General features: G+C 74.5%; 22 protein-coding genes and 1 pseudogene. 12 read left to right on the top strand and 11 right to left on the bottom strand.

Annotated features, from left to right (window positions below; all coding sequences use genetic code 11):
- Positions 1-121 precede the first annotated feature (121 nt).
- From WHI96_RS12215 to WHI96_RS12205, 3 genes are read left to right on the top strand one after another with little or no spacing between them, the layout of a single operon-like run.
- Positions 122-949, top strand: coding sequence for an amino acid kinase family protein (locus WHI96_RS12215; RefSeq protein ID WP_345649114.1), 828 nt, complete (start codon positions 122-124; stop codon positions 947-949).
- Positions 946-1,743 (top strand): amino acid kinase family protein, encoded by a 798-nt coding sequence (locus WHI96_RS12210; protein WP_345649117.1) that lies wholly within the window; start codon positions 946-948, stop codon positions 1,741-1,743. The genes WHI96_RS12215 and WHI96_RS12210 overlap by 4 nt, the downstream gene beginning before the upstream one ends.
- A 46-nt stretch (positions 1,744-1,789) precedes the next feature.
- Entirely contained in the window at positions 1,790-2,974 is a 1,185-nt protein-coding gene (locus WHI96_RS12205; protein WP_345649120.1) for an epoxide hydrolase family protein, read from the top strand.
- Between the two features lie 81 nt (positions 2,975-3,055).
- Here WHI96_RS12205 and WHI96_RS12200 read toward each other — a convergent pair whose 3' ends face one another.
- Entirely contained in the window at positions 3,056-3,730 is a 675-nt protein-coding gene (locus WHI96_RS12200) for a TVP38/TMEM64 family protein (RefSeq protein WP_345649122.1), read from the bottom strand.
- Positions 3,731-3,860: 130 nt separating this feature from the next.
- Between WHI96_RS12200 and WHI96_RS12195 the strand changes: the two genes are divergently transcribed.
- Positions 3,861-4,253, top strand: coding sequence for a hypothetical protein (locus tag WHI96_RS12195; RefSeq protein WP_345649125.1), 393 nt, complete (start codon positions 3,861-3,863; stop codon positions 4,251-4,253).
- Here the strand turns inward: WHI96_RS12195 and WHI96_RS12190 are convergent.
- The 5 genes from WHI96_RS12190 to WHI96_RS12170 all read right to left on the bottom strand — a co-directional run bounded on the left by WHI96_RS12190 (position 4,216) and on the right by WHI96_RS12170 (position 7,652).
- The gene (locus WHI96_RS12190; RefSeq protein ID WP_345649127.1) at positions 4,216-4,557 is read right to left on the bottom strand and encodes a hypothetical protein; all 342 of its coding nucleotides are present in this window, start codon (positions 4,555-4,557) and stop codon (positions 4,216-4,218) included. The two genes, WHI96_RS12195 and WHI96_RS12190, sit on opposite strands and share 38 nt — an antisense overlap.
- A gap of 82 nt (positions 4,558-4,639) precedes the next feature.
- Positions 4,640-5,665, bottom strand: a complete 1,026-nt coding sequence (locus WHI96_RS12185; protein ID WP_345649130.1) for a glycoside hydrolase family 183 protein — start codon at positions 5,663-5,665, stop codon at positions 4,640-4,642.
- Positions 5,666-5,675: 10 nt separating this feature from the next.
- Entirely contained in the window at positions 5,676-6,419 is a 744-nt protein-coding gene (locus WHI96_RS12180; protein WP_345649133.1) for an enoyl-CoA hydratase/isomerase family protein, read from the bottom strand.
- A complete protein-coding gene (locus WHI96_RS12175) occupies positions 6,419-6,952 on the bottom strand; it encodes a hypothetical protein (protein WP_345649136.1) in 534 nt (177 codons plus the stop codon). The genes WHI96_RS12180 and WHI96_RS12175 overlap by 1 nt, the downstream gene beginning before the upstream one ends.
- Positions 6,953-6,983: 31 nt before the next feature.
- Complete coding sequence (locus WHI96_RS12170; RefSeq protein WP_345649139.1) at positions 6,984-7,652, bottom strand: alpha/beta fold hydrolase; 669 nt, start codon at positions 7,650-7,652, stop codon at positions 6,984-6,986.
- Between the two features lie 78 nt (positions 7,653-7,730).
- On the opposite strand from WHI96_RS12170, the gene WHI96_RS12165 reads away from it, so the two are divergent.
- The gene (locus WHI96_RS12165) at positions 7,731-8,261 is read left to right on the top strand and encodes a hypothetical protein (RefSeq protein ID WP_345649142.1); all 531 of its coding nucleotides are present in this window, start codon (positions 7,731-7,733) and stop codon (positions 8,259-8,261) included.
- 73 nt (positions 8,262-8,334) lie between these two features.
- Positions 8,335-8,469 (top strand): annotated as a pseudogene (locus tag WHI96_RS12160) (MFS transporter); the annotation flags it as partial.
- A 30-nt stretch (positions 8,470-8,499) separates the two neighbouring features.
- Here WHI96_RS12160 and WHI96_RS12155 read toward each other — a convergent pair.
- Positions 8,500-9,663 (bottom strand): tyrosine-type recombinase/integrase, encoded by a 1,164-nt coding sequence (locus WHI96_RS12155; RefSeq protein WP_345649145.1) that lies wholly within the window; start codon positions 9,661-9,663, stop codon positions 8,500-8,502.
- On the bottom strand, positions 9,660-10,145 hold the full coding sequence (locus tag WHI96_RS12150) for a hypothetical protein (RefSeq protein ID WP_345649148.1): 486 nt from the start codon (positions 10,143-10,145) through the stop codon (positions 9,660-9,662). Before WHI96_RS12150 ends, WHI96_RS12155 begins: the two co-directional genes overlap by 4 nt.
- 253 nt (positions 10,146-10,398) lie before the next feature.
- Between WHI96_RS12150 and WHI96_RS12145 the strand changes: the two genes are divergently transcribed.
- The 6 genes from WHI96_RS12145 (at position 10,399) to WHI96_RS12120 (ending at position 15,035) form a co-directional block, all read left to right on the top strand.
- Entirely contained in the window at positions 10,399-10,599 is a 201-nt protein-coding gene (locus WHI96_RS12145) for a helix-turn-helix transcriptional regulator (RefSeq protein WP_345649149.1), read from the top strand.
- Between the two features lie 257 nt (positions 10,600-10,856).
- Positions 10,857-11,048, top strand: a complete 192-nt coding sequence (locus tag WHI96_RS12140) for a hypothetical protein (RefSeq protein WP_345649152.1) — start codon at positions 10,857-10,859, stop codon at positions 11,046-11,048.
- 80 nt (positions 11,049-11,128) lie between these two features.
- Positions 11,129-12,283, top strand: coding sequence for an AAA family ATPase (locus tag WHI96_RS12135; RefSeq protein ID WP_345649155.1), 1,155 nt, complete (start codon positions 11,129-11,131; stop codon positions 12,281-12,283).
- A gap of 274 nt (positions 12,284-12,557) precedes the next feature.
- Positions 12,558-12,986, top strand: coding sequence for a hypothetical protein (locus WHI96_RS12130; protein WP_345649157.1), 429 nt, complete (start codon positions 12,558-12,560; stop codon positions 12,984-12,986).
- Positions 12,983-13,228 (top strand): hypothetical protein, encoded by a 246-nt coding sequence (locus WHI96_RS12125; RefSeq protein WP_345649160.1) that lies wholly within the window; start codon positions 12,983-12,985, stop codon positions 13,226-13,228. The genes WHI96_RS12130 and WHI96_RS12125 overlap by 4 nt, the downstream gene beginning before the upstream one ends.
- A 601-nt stretch (positions 13,229-13,829) precedes the next feature.
- Positions 13,830-15,035 carry a phage major capsid family protein gene (locus WHI96_RS12120; RefSeq protein WP_345649163.1) on the top strand — a complete coding sequence of 402 codons (1,206 nt, stop codon included), beginning with the start codon at positions 13,830-13,832 and terminating at the stop codon, positions 15,033-15,035.
- Positions 15,036-15,171: 136 nt separating this feature from the next.
- Here the strand turns inward: WHI96_RS12120 and WHI96_RS12115 are convergent, their stop codons facing one another.
- From WHI96_RS12115 to WHI96_RS12105, 3 genes are read right to left on the bottom strand one after another with little or no spacing between them, the layout of a single operon-like run.
- A complete protein-coding gene (locus tag WHI96_RS12115; RefSeq protein WP_345649166.1) occupies positions 15,172-15,294 on the bottom strand; it encodes a hypothetical protein in 123 nt (40 codons plus the stop codon).
- Entirely contained in the window at positions 15,291-15,470 is a 180-nt protein-coding gene (locus tag WHI96_RS12110; protein WP_345649169.1) for a hypothetical protein, read from the bottom strand. Before WHI96_RS12110 ends, WHI96_RS12115 begins: the two co-directional genes overlap by 4 nt.
- Entirely contained in the window at positions 15,467-15,733 is a 267-nt protein-coding gene (locus tag WHI96_RS12105) for a hypothetical protein (protein WP_345649172.1), read from the bottom strand. Before WHI96_RS12105 ends, WHI96_RS12110 begins: the two co-directional genes overlap by 4 nt.
- Positions 15,734-15,887: the final 154 nt, after the last annotated feature.

Here is a 15,887-nt window from a genome sequence, read left to right as displayed (position 1 = left end):
TGCCGCAGCCCGGTCGGGGGTGCCCGTGGCGTCGTCGGGCACGACGCGACCCGGAGTCGCTACGTTCGCGCCGGACCGCGCGGCCCGTCCGGGTGCGCGCACCGGAACACGAGGAGATGCGATGACGCACGCCGCGCGCGCGGCCGAGCTCGAGTCGCTGCTGCTGACCCGGTCGCTCGACGACCCGGAGCTCGCCGCGGCCACCGAGCGGACCCCCGACACCCGCGTCCTTCCCGACGTGTCCGTGGTCAAGGTCGGCGGGCAGAGCTTCATGGACCGCGGCCGCGAGGCGGTGTTCCCGCTGGTCGAGGAGCTGCTGGAGGCCCGGTCCACGCACCGGTTGCTGATCGGCACCGGCGGCGGCACCCGGGCCCGGCACGCGTACTCCCTGGCCGCGGAGCTGGGCCTGCCCACCGGTGTGCTCAGCTCGGTCGGCAGCGCCGTCGCCGGGCAGAACGCCACCATGCTCGGCTACCTGATGGCCCGGCACGGGGTACCGGTCGTGGCCGGGGGCGGGTTCGACGCGCTGCCGCTGTCGCTGTCCGAGGTCCGCGCGGCGATCTTCGCCGGCATGCCGCCGTACGCGATGTGGCAGCCGCTGCCCGACGAGGGCGTCATCCCGCCGTACCGCACCGACGCCGGGTGCTACCTGGTCGCCGAGACCTACGGCTGCAAGAACATGATCTTCGTCAAGGACGAGGACGGTCTCTGCACCGCGAACCCGAAGAACGACCCGTCGGCGACCCTGATCCCCGAGATCACCGTCGACGAGCTCATCGAGCGGGACCTGCCCGACCTGATCGTCGAGCGCCCGGTGCTGGAGCTGATGCGCCACGCGACGCACGTCCGCTCGATCCAGATCGTCAACGGTCTCAAGCCCGGCAACCTCACCCGCGCGCTCGCCGGCGAGCACGTGGGCACGATCATCACCGCGGGAGACGCCCGATGAGCACCACCCACCCCAAGGACGTCGAGTCCCCGCTGGCCCGCCAGACCCTGCTCGACCGCGAGCAGGTCCGCCCCGTCGACCAGCAGCAGCCGGTCATCCGGATGCTGCCCCGCCTGCGCGTGGTCGTGCTCGGCGGCCGCTCGATCGTCGACCGCGGCCGCGACGTGCTGCTGCCGCTCGTCGAGGAGCTGCGCGCCGCGATCTCCGGGGACCCGCTGCTGATCGCCACCGGTGCCGGGATCCGCGCCCGGCACGCGCTCGGCGTCGGCCTCGACCTGGGCCTGCCGACCGGTGCACTCGCCGAGATCGCCGGCCGCGAGGCCGAGCAGAACGGGCACCTGGTCGCCGCGCTGCTCGCCGAGCAGGGCGTCGCCTACCTCGGGCACGACACCGTCGCCCACCAGCTGCCGGTGCACCTGGCCGCGTCGAACGCCGCCGTCACCAACGGCTACCCGCCCTACGGCGTGCACGAGCTGCCGTCGGCGGCCGGGAAGATCCCGGCGCACCGCACCGACACCGGCGCGCTGCTGCTCGCCGACGCGTGGGGTGCGGCGTCGCTGACCTACGTCCGCGACGTCGACGGCGTGCTCGACGGGGACACCGTGCTGCGCGAGGCGTCCGCGGCCGACCTGCTCGCCGACGCCGCCCGGACCCTGCCGATCGACCGGGAGGCGCTGCGCACGCTGCAGCGCGCCCGGCACGTCCGGTCGGTGCAGATCGTCGACGGGACCGTCGCCGGGAACCTGACGAAGGCCCTCGCCGGGGAGCACGTCGGGACCGTCGTCTCGGCCTGACCTCCGAGGACGGGACCCGTCCGGGTCCGGTGCCACGGTCGTGGTCGTGGCACCGAACCCGTTCCCCGTCCCGCAGGCGGAGATCGACCGCCTGCACGCCCGTCTCGACGACACCCGCTGGCCGGACGTGCCGTCCGGCGCCGGGTGGTCCTACGGCGTCCCGCCCGACCACCTGCGCGAACTCGCCGACCACTGGCGGCACCGCTTCGACTGGCGGGCCGTGGAGGAGCGGCTGGCCGCGGACTCCGTCGTCGTCGACACCCCCGACCACGCCGGGGTGCACGCGCTGTACCGCCGCTCGACGCGGTCCGACGCCGTCCCGCTGCTGCTGGTGCACGGCTGGCCGTCCACCCCGGCGGACTTCCTCGACCTGCTGGGCCCGCTCACCGAGCCCGGGGACGCGGCGCTGCCCGCGTTCCACGTCGTCGCCCCGTCGCTGCCCGGGTTCGGGTTCTCCGGACCGACCCGAGACCTCGGCTGGGACGTCGACCGGCACGCCCGCTGTCTCGCCGACCTGATGTCGGCCCTGGGCCACGAGCGCTTCCTCGCCCAGGGCGGCGACTTCGGTTCCATGATCGCGCCGGAGATCGCCCGCCGGGACCCCGGCCGGGTGCTCGGGGTGCATGTCAACGCGCTGGTCGGGGCGTTCCCCGACGTCACCGCCGACGACCCGCTCGCCGGCCTCGACGACGCCGGGCGCGCGCGGGTCGCCGAGCTCGACCTCACCTGGGCGGAGCGCAGCGGCTACGCCGCGATCCAGGGCACCCGCCCGTCGACGGCGGGCTACGCCATGACCGACTCGCCGGTGGGGCTGCTGGCCTGGCACCGGGAGTGGTTCGTCGACTACGACCCGGACACCACCGGACAGACACCCGTCGAGCCGGACGCCTACCTCGCCGACGTCGCGAGCTTCTGGTTCACCCGCACCGCCGGGTCGGCGATGCGGTTGTACAAGGAGGTCCCGGCGTCGTCGTTCTGCGAGACCCGGCCGCCCTCGGGCGTCCCGACCGCGGTGCTCAACCTGCTGGGCGACCACGGGGTGCGTGTGTTCGCGGAGCGTTCCCACCGGGTGGTGCGCTGGACCGAGCACGACCGCGGCGGGCACTTCGCGTCGCTGCAGGCGCCGGACCTGCTCCTCGACGACCTGCGGGCCTTCGCCCACTCCCTCGGGCCCGACTCCGGCGATCGACCGGTACCTCAGGGCGGTCGGGTGACGGGCGAACAGCGCTGAGGTACTGATCGATGTCGGCGCGGCCGGGGAGCCGGCGAGCGCAGCCCGGGCGGCGCCGGGGCGGGGTCGAGCAGCCGGGCCTCAGACCACCGGGACCGGCGGGACCGGGGGAGCGGCACCGGGCTCCGTGCGCCGCCGCCGTCGTCGCCCGGCGACGAGCGCGGCGGCCGTCAGCAGCACCAGCCCGGCGACGGCGGCCACGAACGGCACCGAGCCCGGGTCCCCGCCGTAGGCGCCGATCGTCACGAACGCCACCGCGGAGGGGGCCACGCCGACCACCGACCCGACGAGGTAGTCGCGCAGCCGGATCGCGGTCAGCCCGCAGGCGTAGCTGAGCACCGGGAACGGGATCACCGGCAGCAGCCTGCCCCCGGCGACGGCCCACAGCCCGCCCCGGCGCAGCCGCGCGTCGAGACGGCGGATGCGGGCGCTGCCGATCCCGGCGACGACCTCGCGGCCCAGCGTCCGCGACAGCACGAAGCCGATCAGCGAGCCCGCGGCGACGGCGGTCATCGTCGTCGCCAGGCCGACGGGCAGGCCGAACAGGACCCCGGCGGCGATGCCCATCACGGTCGCGGGCGCCGGGACCAGGGTGAACCCGACGAACAGCAGGGTGAACAGGACCGGCGCAGCCCAGCCCGCGGCGGCCGTCGTCGCGCGGACGCCCTCGACCGTCGGCCAGCCGGTGACCAGCAGTACCGCGGAACCCGCGGCCACCAGTGTCACCAGCAGCACGGGCCGCCACCATCGGGCCACCGTCGACCACCTCCACCCGGGTCTACGAGCGCGGGTACCCGCGGGGTTCGGGCGGACACCGGCACGGACCGGTGAACGGCGACCGGTGTGCGGCGGACGACGGTGACCGGTGTGACACAGTCTCGGCCTGATGAGACGTCCGGCGCGCACCCGCACCCTGCTGGGGTGGATCGCCGTCGCGTTCGTCGGGGCGTGGATCGTCGGGACGGTCACGCTGATCGCGGCGGCGGGGGAGCGCGGCGCCGACGACCGGGCCGCCCTCCACGACCGGGGCACCGACGCGCTGCGGGCCCCCGACGGCGGCGCCCGGCTGCACGAGCTGCTGCTCGACGCCCCGGACCGCGGTTTCGTCGACGACTACGTCGAACGCCTGCAGGCGGCCGGGTCGCCCGCCGTGCTGCCCGTCGGGCCGGACCGGGTCGAGGTGCGCTCGGGCCCGGTGCTGGTGACGCTGTCGGTCACCGAGGAGGCGGGCCGCTGGTACTTCAGCCTCCTGTCGCCCGGGGAGCGGGAACCCGGCTGACGGCCGGGCGCCACCACGGCGTCCACGGCCGGGGCGCGGGCCCGGGGCCGGCCGCGACGACGACACCGGGGAACCCGGTCAGCAGCCGCGGCACCGCGCGCCGCAGCCGTCGCACGGCGGCGGGACCGTCGACGTCGTCGAGGCGCGCCTGCAGGAACAGCTCGCCGTCGTGGTGCGCGGTCCGCACCCGGGACAGCTCGGGCAGCGTCCGCGCCAGCACGCGCAGCTCGTCGGCGGTGAGGGGACAGCCACCGACGACCACCGTCGCGGTGAAGGGGCGCGTCCCGTGGTGCTCCGAGCTCATGGAGTGCCCTACGAGCGGAACCCCCGTCCGGATGCGGTCCCGGCCGGGAGATCCCCACTTCTCATGACGCCGGGACCTGGGGTTACTCCGTCCGCAGCAGCTCCGTGACGTCCGTCCGGAACTGCATCGCCCGGTAGGGCCAGTTGGTCGTGGTGTTCCACTGGCTGACGACCAGGTGCAGGTCGTCGAGCGTCGAGCCGGGCACGACGTAGCCGCCGTAGAGCTGCGCGACGCGGCCGGTGGCGTGGTCCTCGTCGTCCCAGCCGCAGCCGGTCAGCACGGTGGTCCGCGGGGCGCGGTGCAGGTCGGCGTCCGGGCGGTCGAGCAGCAGCGTGTCGATCCGGTAGTTCCCGGCGTCGAAGACGGTGAGCAGCAGGTGCTCCCGCCCGTCCGGGCCGGGCACCCGGCGCAGGTTGAGCTCGCCGAACGCGCCCGGCAGGGTCAGCGTCGGCGGGTTGCCCCAGTCCCATCGCTCCCCGGCGAAGCCCCACGGCTCCCACGCGTCGCGGTCGGTGATCCGGTCGGCGGGCACCCGGTGCAGCAGCAGACCGTCGCGGCGCTGGAAGCCGGTGGTGTAGGCGTAGACGTACCCGTCGCCGCCGTCGCACCAGGTCAGCTGCTGGAACAGGCCGTCGTGGTGGTCGCCGGGCCAGTCGCAGCCGGTCCGCTGCCAGGTGACGCCGTTGTCGCGGGAGGCGACGACCTCGCTCCACAGCACGTTGCCGAGGCCCTTGTTGGCCATGACGTGCAGGTACATCGTGTCGCCGACGGTGATGACGTCGGCGGGCAGGATCGTGGTGACGCGGCGGTGCAGCCGGAACCAGTTCGTCGCCGGCTTGCTGACGAGCCGGCAGGCGTAGTCGGCCGCGTCGCCGCCGGAGCCGGTCCAGCGCAGGCCGCCGCGCACGTCGTCGGGGTCGGCGAACAGCACGACCGGGGAGCGCCAGCCGGGCCCCCCGACGCCGGCCCGGTCGAAGGTGTCGCCGAAGACGGCGACCAGGCGCCCGTCCGGGGCGGTGGCGAGGATGCCGAGGTCGGTGCCGCCCATCCCGAACCGGTCGGTGTATCCGGGCCCGGTCAGGTCGGCGATCTTGGTCGTGACGGCCATGGCGCCGACCCTACGGCCGGTACCGCGCGATCGCGGCGCGGGTCGCGGGCAGCGCGAACACCTCCGCGAAGGTGTCCACGCTGGCGTCCACCGATCCGGTGATGCCCTGCTCGCGCCAGATCTCGAGCAGCTCCTTCTGCGCCGCCAGGACCTCGCGGGTCGGGGCGAGCAGCGCCGCGACGAGGTCGTCGACGGCGGCGTCGAGCCCGGCGGGGGAGTCGACGAGCCGGTTCACCAGCGGCGCCGTCCCGGGCTCGCCGACCCCGTGCACGCTGCCGGTGAGGACCATCTCCTGGGCGAGCGCGGCCCCGACGTAGCGGGGCAGCAGCGCCGCGTCGACCACCGACGGGATCCCGAGGCGCCCTTCGGGCAGCCCCACCCGCACCCCGGCGTGGGCGACGCGCAGGTCACAGGCCAGCGCCAGCTCGAACGCCGCGCCGAGGCAGGCGCCGTTCAGCCGGGCGATCGTCGGCACCGGTGCGGTGCGCACCGCGCGCAGGCAGGTCGCGAGCCGGGTGATGATCGCGCGACCGTCGCCGGGGGCGGCGTCGCGGAACACGTCGAGGTGCATCCCGGCGCCGAACGCGCGGTCCCCGGCCCCGGTGACCACCAGTACCCGCACCCGGTCCGGGAGGTCGGTGACGGCCCCGGTGATCGCGTCGACGTCGTCGAGGTGCAGGGCGTTCGCGGCCTCCGGACGGTCCAGGGTGACGGTCCGGACCGCGCCGTCGTCGTGCACCCGCGGGGTCGGCATCAGTGCACCGTCCACGACGGCGGGGCGGTGCGCGGGGGTCGTCGCCGCAGCACCAGGACCAGCACCAGCAGCACGACCGCGCCGACGCCGGCCGCGACCGTCGTCAGGATCGCCAGGACCAGCGGGCCGATCCCGGCCGCGGCGACGACCAGCGCGACCCCGATCCCGCGTGCCCCCGGTGCCGCGGACAGCGTGACCGTGCCCGGCTCGTCGACCTCGAACGACCCGATCAGGAAGCCGGAGCGGGCACCGACGGAGTAGGTCTCGTCCATCGTCGCCGGGACCAGCGGCACCAGGCCCGACGGGCCGGTCACCGTCGGCAGCGCGTCGGCGGAGCCGTAGCCGCTGCGGGTCTCCAGGTACACCCAGCGGGTCCCGGGCTCGGTGACGGCGACGGGACCGCCGGTGGTCGCGGGGACGGCGACGTCCGCGGGCAGCCCGGCCCAGCGCACCCACGACAGCAGTGCCACGAGCGCCAGCACCGCGACCGCCGCTCCGCCGATCCACCACCATCCCCGGACCACGACGATCATCGGACCACAGCGGCGGCCGCGACGACAGGTCCTACCGGGCGGCCACCGCGGCCACCGCGTCGGCGAACACCTGCGGCGCCTCGACCGGGACGACGTGCCCGACGCCGTCGACGGGGGTGACGGTCACCTCGGTGAGGAACTCCCCGACCCGGTCGGACCACTCGCGCGGGAACAGCGGGTCGTGCCCGGGCCACAGGAACGTCGTCGGGACGGTGACGCGGTCGGCCGGGTCGGGTGTGGTCCCGGCGAGCGAGCGGGCCAGGTCGAGCTGGTGGAAGGACTGGTACCAGAACTCGCGCACGGGCCGCTCCGCGAGGATCCGCCTCCCGACCCCCGGCGCGGGCGGGGTGACCACCGGCGCGCGCAGCAGGTCGGGCCGGTCCTTCGCGACCTGCCGGCCGACGCGGCCGGCGACGACCACGTCGGACAGATCCAGCTCGCCCAGCAGCGCGGTCGGCGAGCGCGCCTGCGCGGCCGCCGAGTACCGCCCGACCGGGTCGCGGTCGTGCTTGTCGGACCCGCCGAACCCGCGCAGGTCCGGGACCACGACGTCGTGTGCGGGGGCCGGCCGCCCGTCGACGGCGGTCATGTCCGTCCGGTCGCCCGGCCGGCCGTGCAGCAGCAGGACCGGCGGCGCACCGGGCTCGCCGTGACGGTCGTAGGCCGGTCGGAAGCCGTCGGTGGAGGCGGACAGCGGCATCGCGGGGATCCTCCGGGGGCCCGGTGTACCGAGAAGTGATGATGGGATGCCCGGGCCGCGACGGCGATACTCGCGCGTGTGAGTGAGCGCCGGAACCCCGACGTCGAGGTCGACTGGGACGACCCGGAGACCCCCACCCCGGGCTGGATGGGGTTCCTGCTGGCGCTGTGGCTGCTGCTCGCGCTCGCGTGCGGGTGGTTCGCCGTCGACGACCTGCGCCTGGCCACCGGTTCGGTCGGCGCGCCCGGGGTCCTGGAGGTCACCGACTGCACCGACCTGGGGGAGGGCCGCTACGACTGCAACGGCCTGTTCCGGCCCGACGCCGGCGGTGACCCGATCGTGGTCGACGCCTCGCCGGACTCGTCGGCCGGGGAGGTCGTCGCGGCGCAGCTGACCCCGGCCGGTGACCGTGCGGTGCCCACCGGGACGACCGGGGTGATCGCCGCACTCACCCTGCCGTTCCTCGGCGTCGCCCTGCTCGGCTACCTGCCCTGGACGACGGCGGTGGTGCTCGGCACCCGGCGCGGCCGCCGCGGGCTCGCGGTACTCGGGCACCTGGTGACGGTCGTCTTTGGGACCGCGACGATCGTCGGTCTGGTCCTCTCCTGACCCGTCCGGTCGAATTGTCGGGCTGTGACGGTTACCGTTCGCCGACCGTTCGGTCGACACGTCAGGGGGGACCGTGTCCCAGGAACCCACCACCGGAACGACGGAGCGTCACCGGCTCCCGGTCCGGACGCTCGTCGCGGCGTCCATCGGCAACGCGGTCGAGTGGTACGACTGGACGATCTACGCGACGTTCTCGATCCACGTCGCCTGAGCGGCGTTCGGGGAGGTCAGCGGCACGTCACGCCTCGCCAGTCCGCAAGGAGTCCGCGCGCGCTTCGCCCGCGGCGAGCGCCGCCGTCATCAGTCCGGCTGCGGCGGTGCGTGTTCGGTCCTCGGCCGACGGCCAGAGGTGCGCGTACGTGCTGAGGGTGATGGTCGGCGAGGCGTGCCCGAGCGCCCTCTGCACCGTCACCACGTCACACCCGGACGCGATCAGGCCACTGGCGTAGTAGTGCCGCAGGTCGTGGAACCGGTGCCCGGACAGCGGCATGCCAGAGTCGGCCCCAGGGCGCAGCGCGGCGACCCGGGCTTCCTCCGCCGCGGCGCGGGTCGCGTCCCACAGGTGCCGCGCCGTGTCCTGCGTCAGCGGTCGCCCGTCGTCGGTGACCAGCAACCATCGCGCGGGGTCGGACCCCGGCCGGTGCTCGCCGACGTGCCGGCCGAGCAGCGCCATCAGCTCGTCCGGGGCGTGCACGTCACGCTCGCTGGCGGCCTTCGGTGCACGGACACTGGCCTCCCCGCCGCCCGCCCGCTGGACCTGACGGCGCACCCGGATGGCGCGAGTCAGGAATGCGACGTCGCCGACCTGGAGCCCACAGATCTCGCCGACCCGGAGACCGGCGAACGCGGCCAGGGCGACCGCCACCGCGAACGGACCGGCCGCGGCGAGCATGGCCCCGACCTCTGCCGGGGTCGGGATGGTCATCGCAGCGTCGCGGCGTCGGCGACGGGGGAGCGTCACGCCGTCGGCCGGGTCGGACGGGATGACCCGGTCGCGGACGGCGGCGCGCAGGACGACGCGCAGGTTCGTGACCCTCGTGCGGATGGTGCTGGCGGCCAGCCCGCGGCCGTCCATCCGCTTCACCCACGCCTCGATGTGCGACCGGCGCAGCGTCCCGAGCGCGACGCCGTCGAGTCCGGAGTCGCGAACCGCGAGGTCGACGGCCTTCGCGGTGCCCGGCGCCCACACCTGCCGTGCCGCCCACGGCCGGTAGAACTCGCCGAGCGTGACCCGGCCCGCGGCGGGGCTGGCGTACTGCCCGGTGACGATGGCCGCGGTGGCCTCATCGAGCCACGTCTGCGCGTCGACCTTGCGGGCGAAGTGGCGAGCGTGCTCCCGGCCGTCCGGGTCGCGGTACCGCGCTCGCCACGCGCCGTTCGGGCGTTTCCGGATGGAACTCATGGTCCGTCCAGCCACGATCGGACGGACTCGACGTCGGTCAGCGGCATCGCCGGGGTGTCTTCGTCGTGGCTGTCGTCAGTCGGGTCCCACCGCTCGATCTGTCCGTTGGCCGCGAGGTGCGCCTGAGGGCCGGCGGGCCACGCGACGCTGTCCAACTCGGGTGTGTCGAGCGCAGCGAGAGCCCCGGCAAGCATGTTCGTGTCGCGAGCGCAACGAGCGATGTGACCCCCAACGTCGCGCTGGGCCGCGAGCCAGTCGAGCATGGAAGCCTCGGCGAGCCGGCGGACCTTGACCGCGCGTGCGAGCAAGGACATCAGCACGGAGTCCTCGACCTCCTGCGGTGACTGCATCAGCTCGGTGGCGGGCAGGTCGAAGATCAGGGCGAACGCCGCCAGCTCGTCGACGGTGATGCGACGCGGCGGGTTCTGACGCTCGATCTTGTAGACCGTCGTGCCCTGCATCGGGCACCCGACGTCGGTCATTCGGCGTGCCGTTCCTTCGTAGCTCCAGCCCTCGCGTTCCCGGCAGTACCGCAGCATCCGGGCCAGCTTGGCTTCGGCACGGATCGTGCGAGGTGGTCCGACTTTCGGCATCCGATCATCTCCAACGTGAGCGTTTGTCTAATGCGGAGAGGACCGTATCCGACTTGGCTTGCGTCGTCCAGCGTGCGCCATCGATGCTCGCAACCACCAAGCACGCGCGTTGGTCGCGTGCAGTGATCGGAGAGGGCCCGCGATGGACCAGACCACGCTCATGACGACCGCCGAGGTGGCGGACGTGCTGCGTCGCCCGACGTCGACGCTGCGCTACTGGCGGCACCTCGGAGAGGGCCCGCGGTCGTTCCGCATCGGCCGCGCCGTCGTCTACTCCCGGGAGGACGTCGAGCGATGGATCGCCGAGCAGCGCGACGCCGACCCCACCTCTCGCGCGAGCTGACGCAGCAGCACAACCACAGCCTCGGTGGGTTCCCCGACCCTGCCGCCGAGCGCTCCCCCTGTCCGGCTGTAGCCGGGCCAGACACCGAAGGGCGGGCCAGCGTGCCCAGGAACGAACGACGAACGCACGTCGGCCCCGCGGGCGCGAACCGCGGGGCCGGCGAGAACAACACGTCCACGAAGGGGTCGGGACGCGGGGAGGGTAGCGCGGGAACGTGCAAGTTCGTGGCCGCGTTGCGCCGCCGGCGAGCGGCGGCTGTGCGATGCCCCGTACTCGAGAACGGCCACGCCGACCCCCTGCACGACCGACCCGCCGACGAGCCGACCGCCCGCGAGGTCGACTCGTGGCGCGCGGCGTGGGCGCACCTGGCCGCGCTCGGCTACCGGGTCGACGTCCCGGCCCGGGTGGTCGCGGCCGGGCGCGGCTGCTCGTGCGGGGCGGCCCGGTGACCGCGGCGCGGCCGTGCCGGCACCGCCGGGGCCGGGACCACGACGGCGCGTACTCGACGTGCCCAGGCTGCGGCGCCCTGGTGCACGACAGCGACATCGCGCTCACGGCGGTCGCGCCGTCCAGGCCGGACGACGTCCCGCCACCCGAGGAACCGCCGCCTGCCGACGATGAACCGGCCGCAGCCCCGGCCAGGGCGCCGCTGCGCAGCCGGCTACGGACGCTGTCCGGGCTCGCGTCGCTGCCCCCGGTCCGGCCGCTGGTTGACGGCCTGCTCTACCGCGGGACCCTCGCGCAGCTCACCGGGGCGCCGGGCTCGTACAAGTCGTTCGTGACCGTCGGGATGGCCTGCTCGGTCGCGGCCGGTGTCTCGTTCGAGGGCCACGCCGTCGACGACTCCGCCGGCCCGGTCGTCTACGTCGCCGCCGAGGGCGCGACCGGGCTCCGGGCCCGGATCCTCGCGTGGGCCGAGCTCACCGGCATCGCGCCGGCTGTGCTCGAGGACCGGCTATACGTCCTGGACGTCCCGGTGCAGCTCGGCCACAACGTCGACGTCGCCGAGGCTCTGGCGATCTGCCGGGACGTGGGCGCGTCGCTGCTGGTGCTCGACACCCGGGCGAGGTGCACGGTCGGGTTGGAGGAGAACTCCAGCACCGAGCAAGGCCGCGCGATCGCCGCGGTGGAGGCGCTGATCGCCGAGACCGGGACGACGGTCCTGCCGGTGCACCACTCCGGCCGCAACGGCACGGCGGGCCGCGGCTCGAACGCGTGGGATGGCGCGGTCTGGTCGGACCTGCGGATGGCGTCCGAGGCGAACCGCGCGACGATCACGTGCGAGAAGCACAAGGACGTCCCCGACGGCTGCGAGCACTACCTGAAGCTGGTGCCGCACACGGTGTCGGCCGAGGCGATGCCCGAGGCGACGACGGCGCAGCGGAGCACGCTGGTCGCGGTCGCCGCGGACGGCAGGCCGGAGCCCGAGGAGACGTCCGCGACGGTGGCGAAGGTGGCCGCGATCGTCGCCGAGTGCGCCGGCATCGAGGGCCTGACCCGGGCACAGATTCGGGACCTGGCGGTGGACGCCGGGGTGAGCCGGGCGCAGGTGTACCGGGCCGTCCCGAAGCTGGCCGCTCAGGGCCGCATCCGGGACGTGAGCACGGGCAAGGTCTCGCGGTACGTGGTGGCCGGACCGGCGTTGTTCGGGCCGGACCGACCCGATTCGGAGACCCTGTCGTGACGTGTCCGATTCCGTCTCATCAGAGCATGAGACGGACGGGGTTGTGGATCATGCCGATGAGACGGCGACGAGACGACCGGATGAGACGGCCGTTCGCGATCCTTGCAGGTCACGGCGGTGCACCCCGAATCGTCTCATCGCCGTCTCGCCTCCGTCTCACCCGAATCTCTAGCGCGTCTCATCGTCTCGCCTCCCTATAGGGAGGCGAGAGGCGAGACGACGAGACGCACGGACTACGAGACACCCCGCCCACCCACCGCCCAACGGAGGACCGATGACCGACACGACCAGCCGCCCCACTCCCCGACGCCTCACCGACCTGATCGAGGAACACCTCATCGCCACCGCTCACCGGATGCTCGCCCAGGTCCCCGAGGACGAGGTCCGCGACGCCCTCGCCGACTACGTCTCCACCGCATTCGAGCGCATCGTCGTCACCGCCGATGTCGCCGGCGGCCCCGACACCCGCACTCGCCCCGGCACCCTGCGCGTCATCGTCCTGCTCCGCGGCCACCCCGACGGCCCGAGCCGCAACGAGGCCCACGAGCTGTTCCGCGCCCGCGCCCGGGACCTGCTCCAGCACGACGGCACCCCCGTCGACGCCAAGGCCGACGCCCGCACGCTGCTGCTCCAGCTCGGTCACGGCGTCCCCGACGACGCGTCCACCCTGGACAGCGACGGCGACCACGGGCAGCAGCGGTGACCGGACACGACGACGACCAGCGCGGCGCCCTGGCCCTGCTGCTCGCCGCGTCCGGACCCGCCGAGCACTGCGGCACCGACGCCGCCGTGCTGCTGCTCCACGACCCCGACCCCCACCACGCCGCCCACGTCGCGCACCGCCTGGCCCACATGCTCGTGGACTCTGTCGACCACGAGGACTGGCCCGAGATGCGCGACGACCTCCGGGCCGAGCTGCTGGCCCTGAGCACCGACGATGGGTAGGCGAGGCAACACCACCGCACGCGGCTACGGGGCAGCACACCAACGCATGCGAGCGAGCTGGGCACCACGCGTCGCGGCCGGCCTCGTCGAGTGCTGGCGATGCGGACACCTCATCGAACCCGGCACACCCTGGGACCTCGGCCACGACGACCACCACCGAGGCCGCTACCGCGGACCCGAGCACCCCGCCTGCAACCGCGCCACCGCAGGGCGACGCGTCGCCGACCCGAAGCCCAACGTCCGCGCCTGGTGGCGATGATCCAGTTTTTCCGGGGCGGGGGGTCACCGGCTGACCCCTTACCCAGTCAAGTCTCTCCCTCCGATCACGCGGGGCGACCGTCGCGCGTACGGCCAGCGGCTCGCCGACGGGCCGCGGACACGGTCAGGGTGGGCGGGTGCCGGGGATCAGCGTGGCCGGGCGCAGAACGGCGCTGAGGGGCCGCGGTCTCGCGTGGCGGGGCGCGGGTGTGCAACGATGCCGCCCGAACGTCGCATCCTGGTCGAGTGCTCGCTCCCGGGGCGCACGTTCATCGCGGTCGGGTCGAGTGAGCGCTCCCCGCCGGAACACCACACCCGTGTCGTTCCCCTGCGTGGAGACCCGATGAACCCGTACCTGAAGGCGAAGCTGGAGCGCTACCAGACGCTGCGCAGCTCGATCGAGGAGATCCAGACGCGCGCCGGCAACGAGGCCCGCGACCTGACCCCCGACGAGGTCCGCACGATCAACGAGCGCACCGAGGAGGGCCGCGGTCTCTACGACGAGCTGGCCCCCGAGATCGAGGCTCACGAGCGCAGCGCGAAGGTCGCGACCCTGTCGGGCGAGCTGGCCCAGGGTGAGCCGCGGCAGACGCTCGACGGGCGCCTGGTCCACGCTGAGGACGCCATGCCGCCGATGGCGCCGCGGCTCATGCCGACCCACGAGCAGATCGTCGAGCTCCACCGCGCGGTCGCCGAGCAGCGCCCGCTCCGGCTCACCGTCGCCGACCGGCCCCGCGGCGGCGGCGAGCACGAGCGCGCGGCGGTCACCGTGGACGACACCGCCGACGTGAACGTCGCGCTGGTGCCCCGGGAGACCCGCGAGCCGCGCCGCCTCGCCGTCGCCGCCCGACTCGGCGTGCAGCGCGTCCAGGGCGTCACCGACGTCGTCTACCCGGTGTTCAACGCCGGCGCGGCGGACGTCGCGGCCGAGGCTACGAAGAAGCCCGAGTACGACGCGATCACCCCCGGCCTGTCCACCCCGCAGGTCATCGCCGTGCACACCGACGCCACGCGGCAGGCGCTGGAGTCGGTGTCGGCGCTGGAGGTGCGGCTGCGCCAGAAGCACGCTGCGCTCATCGCCAAGCGCGAGGACCTCCTGCTCGTGCAGACCGTGCTCGCCACGACCGGGATCGGGTCGATCACCGGGGCCGCGGCGTCGACGCCGTTCGCGGACACCCTGCTCGCCGCCGCCGCGGTGGTGCTGGGCTCCGACGTCGGGGCGGCGCCGAACCTGGCCGCGATCAACCCCGCCGACGTCGTGGCGGTGTTCGGCGGCGCGGTCGGCGCGTCCGGGGAGTCCCCGGAGTCGCGGCTGCGCCTGGACCTGCACGGCATGGACGTCTACGTGACGCCGGCCGTCGCGGCCGGGACGGCGGTGGTCGGGGCGTGGGAGGCCGCGGCCCGGTTCGTCGTCGGCTGGGACCCGCGGGTGCTGGTGGACCCGTACTCGCAGATGAAGAACAACATCGTGACGACCCTGACCGAGGAGGCCGTCGCCCTCGCGGTCGACGAGCCGACCGGGTTCGTCAAGGTCAAGTTCAAGCCCTGATCGTTCAGGAGTGCGACACCCCGTCCCGGGGGAACAGGGCAGGACGGGACGAGGGTGCCGCTGGGAGCCGATGCGCGCCGCCCGCCCGGGACCACGAGGATCCCGGGTCGGGCGGCGCCCTCGTGTCACCGGCCGGTCAGCGCCTCCACCCGCGGTAGCGGGCCCGGCGGATCCGGTGCAGCCGGTGGGCCGCCCACCGCTCCAGCGCGAGGCCCGCCAGCCCCACCGCGGCGACCACGGCCACGATCAGCGCGGTCACCGGCGGCCGTGCCCGGACCGCCGGGGGCCGGCGTGGCGGGCCCGCAGCGGGATCGAGCCCGTCCGGGCCGCGCGGCGCCACCGGGCCCGGCAGGACACCTCGGCCGCGGCGTAGCCGACCGCCGCGGCGAGCACCAGCACGATGACCAGGCCCAGGATCAACAGCGCGGCGCTCACCACTGGGGCCCCCGCTGCGCATCCGTCCAGGCATCGGCAGGGACGACCTGGACCCCGGGGCCGGCCCCTTCGTCGAGCACGGCGTCGCACAGCTCGACCAGCACAGCGGCGAGTCGTCGCGCGTTGGCCGGCGACAGGGAGATCCCACCGAGTTCGATCACCGGCGCGGACCGGGAGACCACGACCGCCGAGCCCGAGGTAGTGATCGTGTCGGTGACGACGGCGGCCGTCTCGACCTGAGCACGAGGGGACGCCGCCTGCACACGCGAACCAGGCCGCATGTGCCGCAGTCCGCCAGCCGCGGTGTGCACCGTCCGGCGTGCCCAGAGTGGTCGAGTCCAGTCAGCCACCGGGATGGTCAGTCGCCTTCGGCGGGCACTCACGACGCACCAGCGGGGGTGGGAGAGTTCTGCATGG

It is taken from the genome of Pseudonocardia tropica (genome assembly GCF_040105315.1).
GTDB lineage: Bacteria > Actinomycetota > Actinomycetes > Mycobacteriales > Pseudonocardiaceae > Pseudonocardia > Pseudonocardia alni.
The sequence above is the reverse complement of the archived record's forward strand: the minus strand, read 5'-3'. Positions and strand labels throughout refer to the sequence as shown.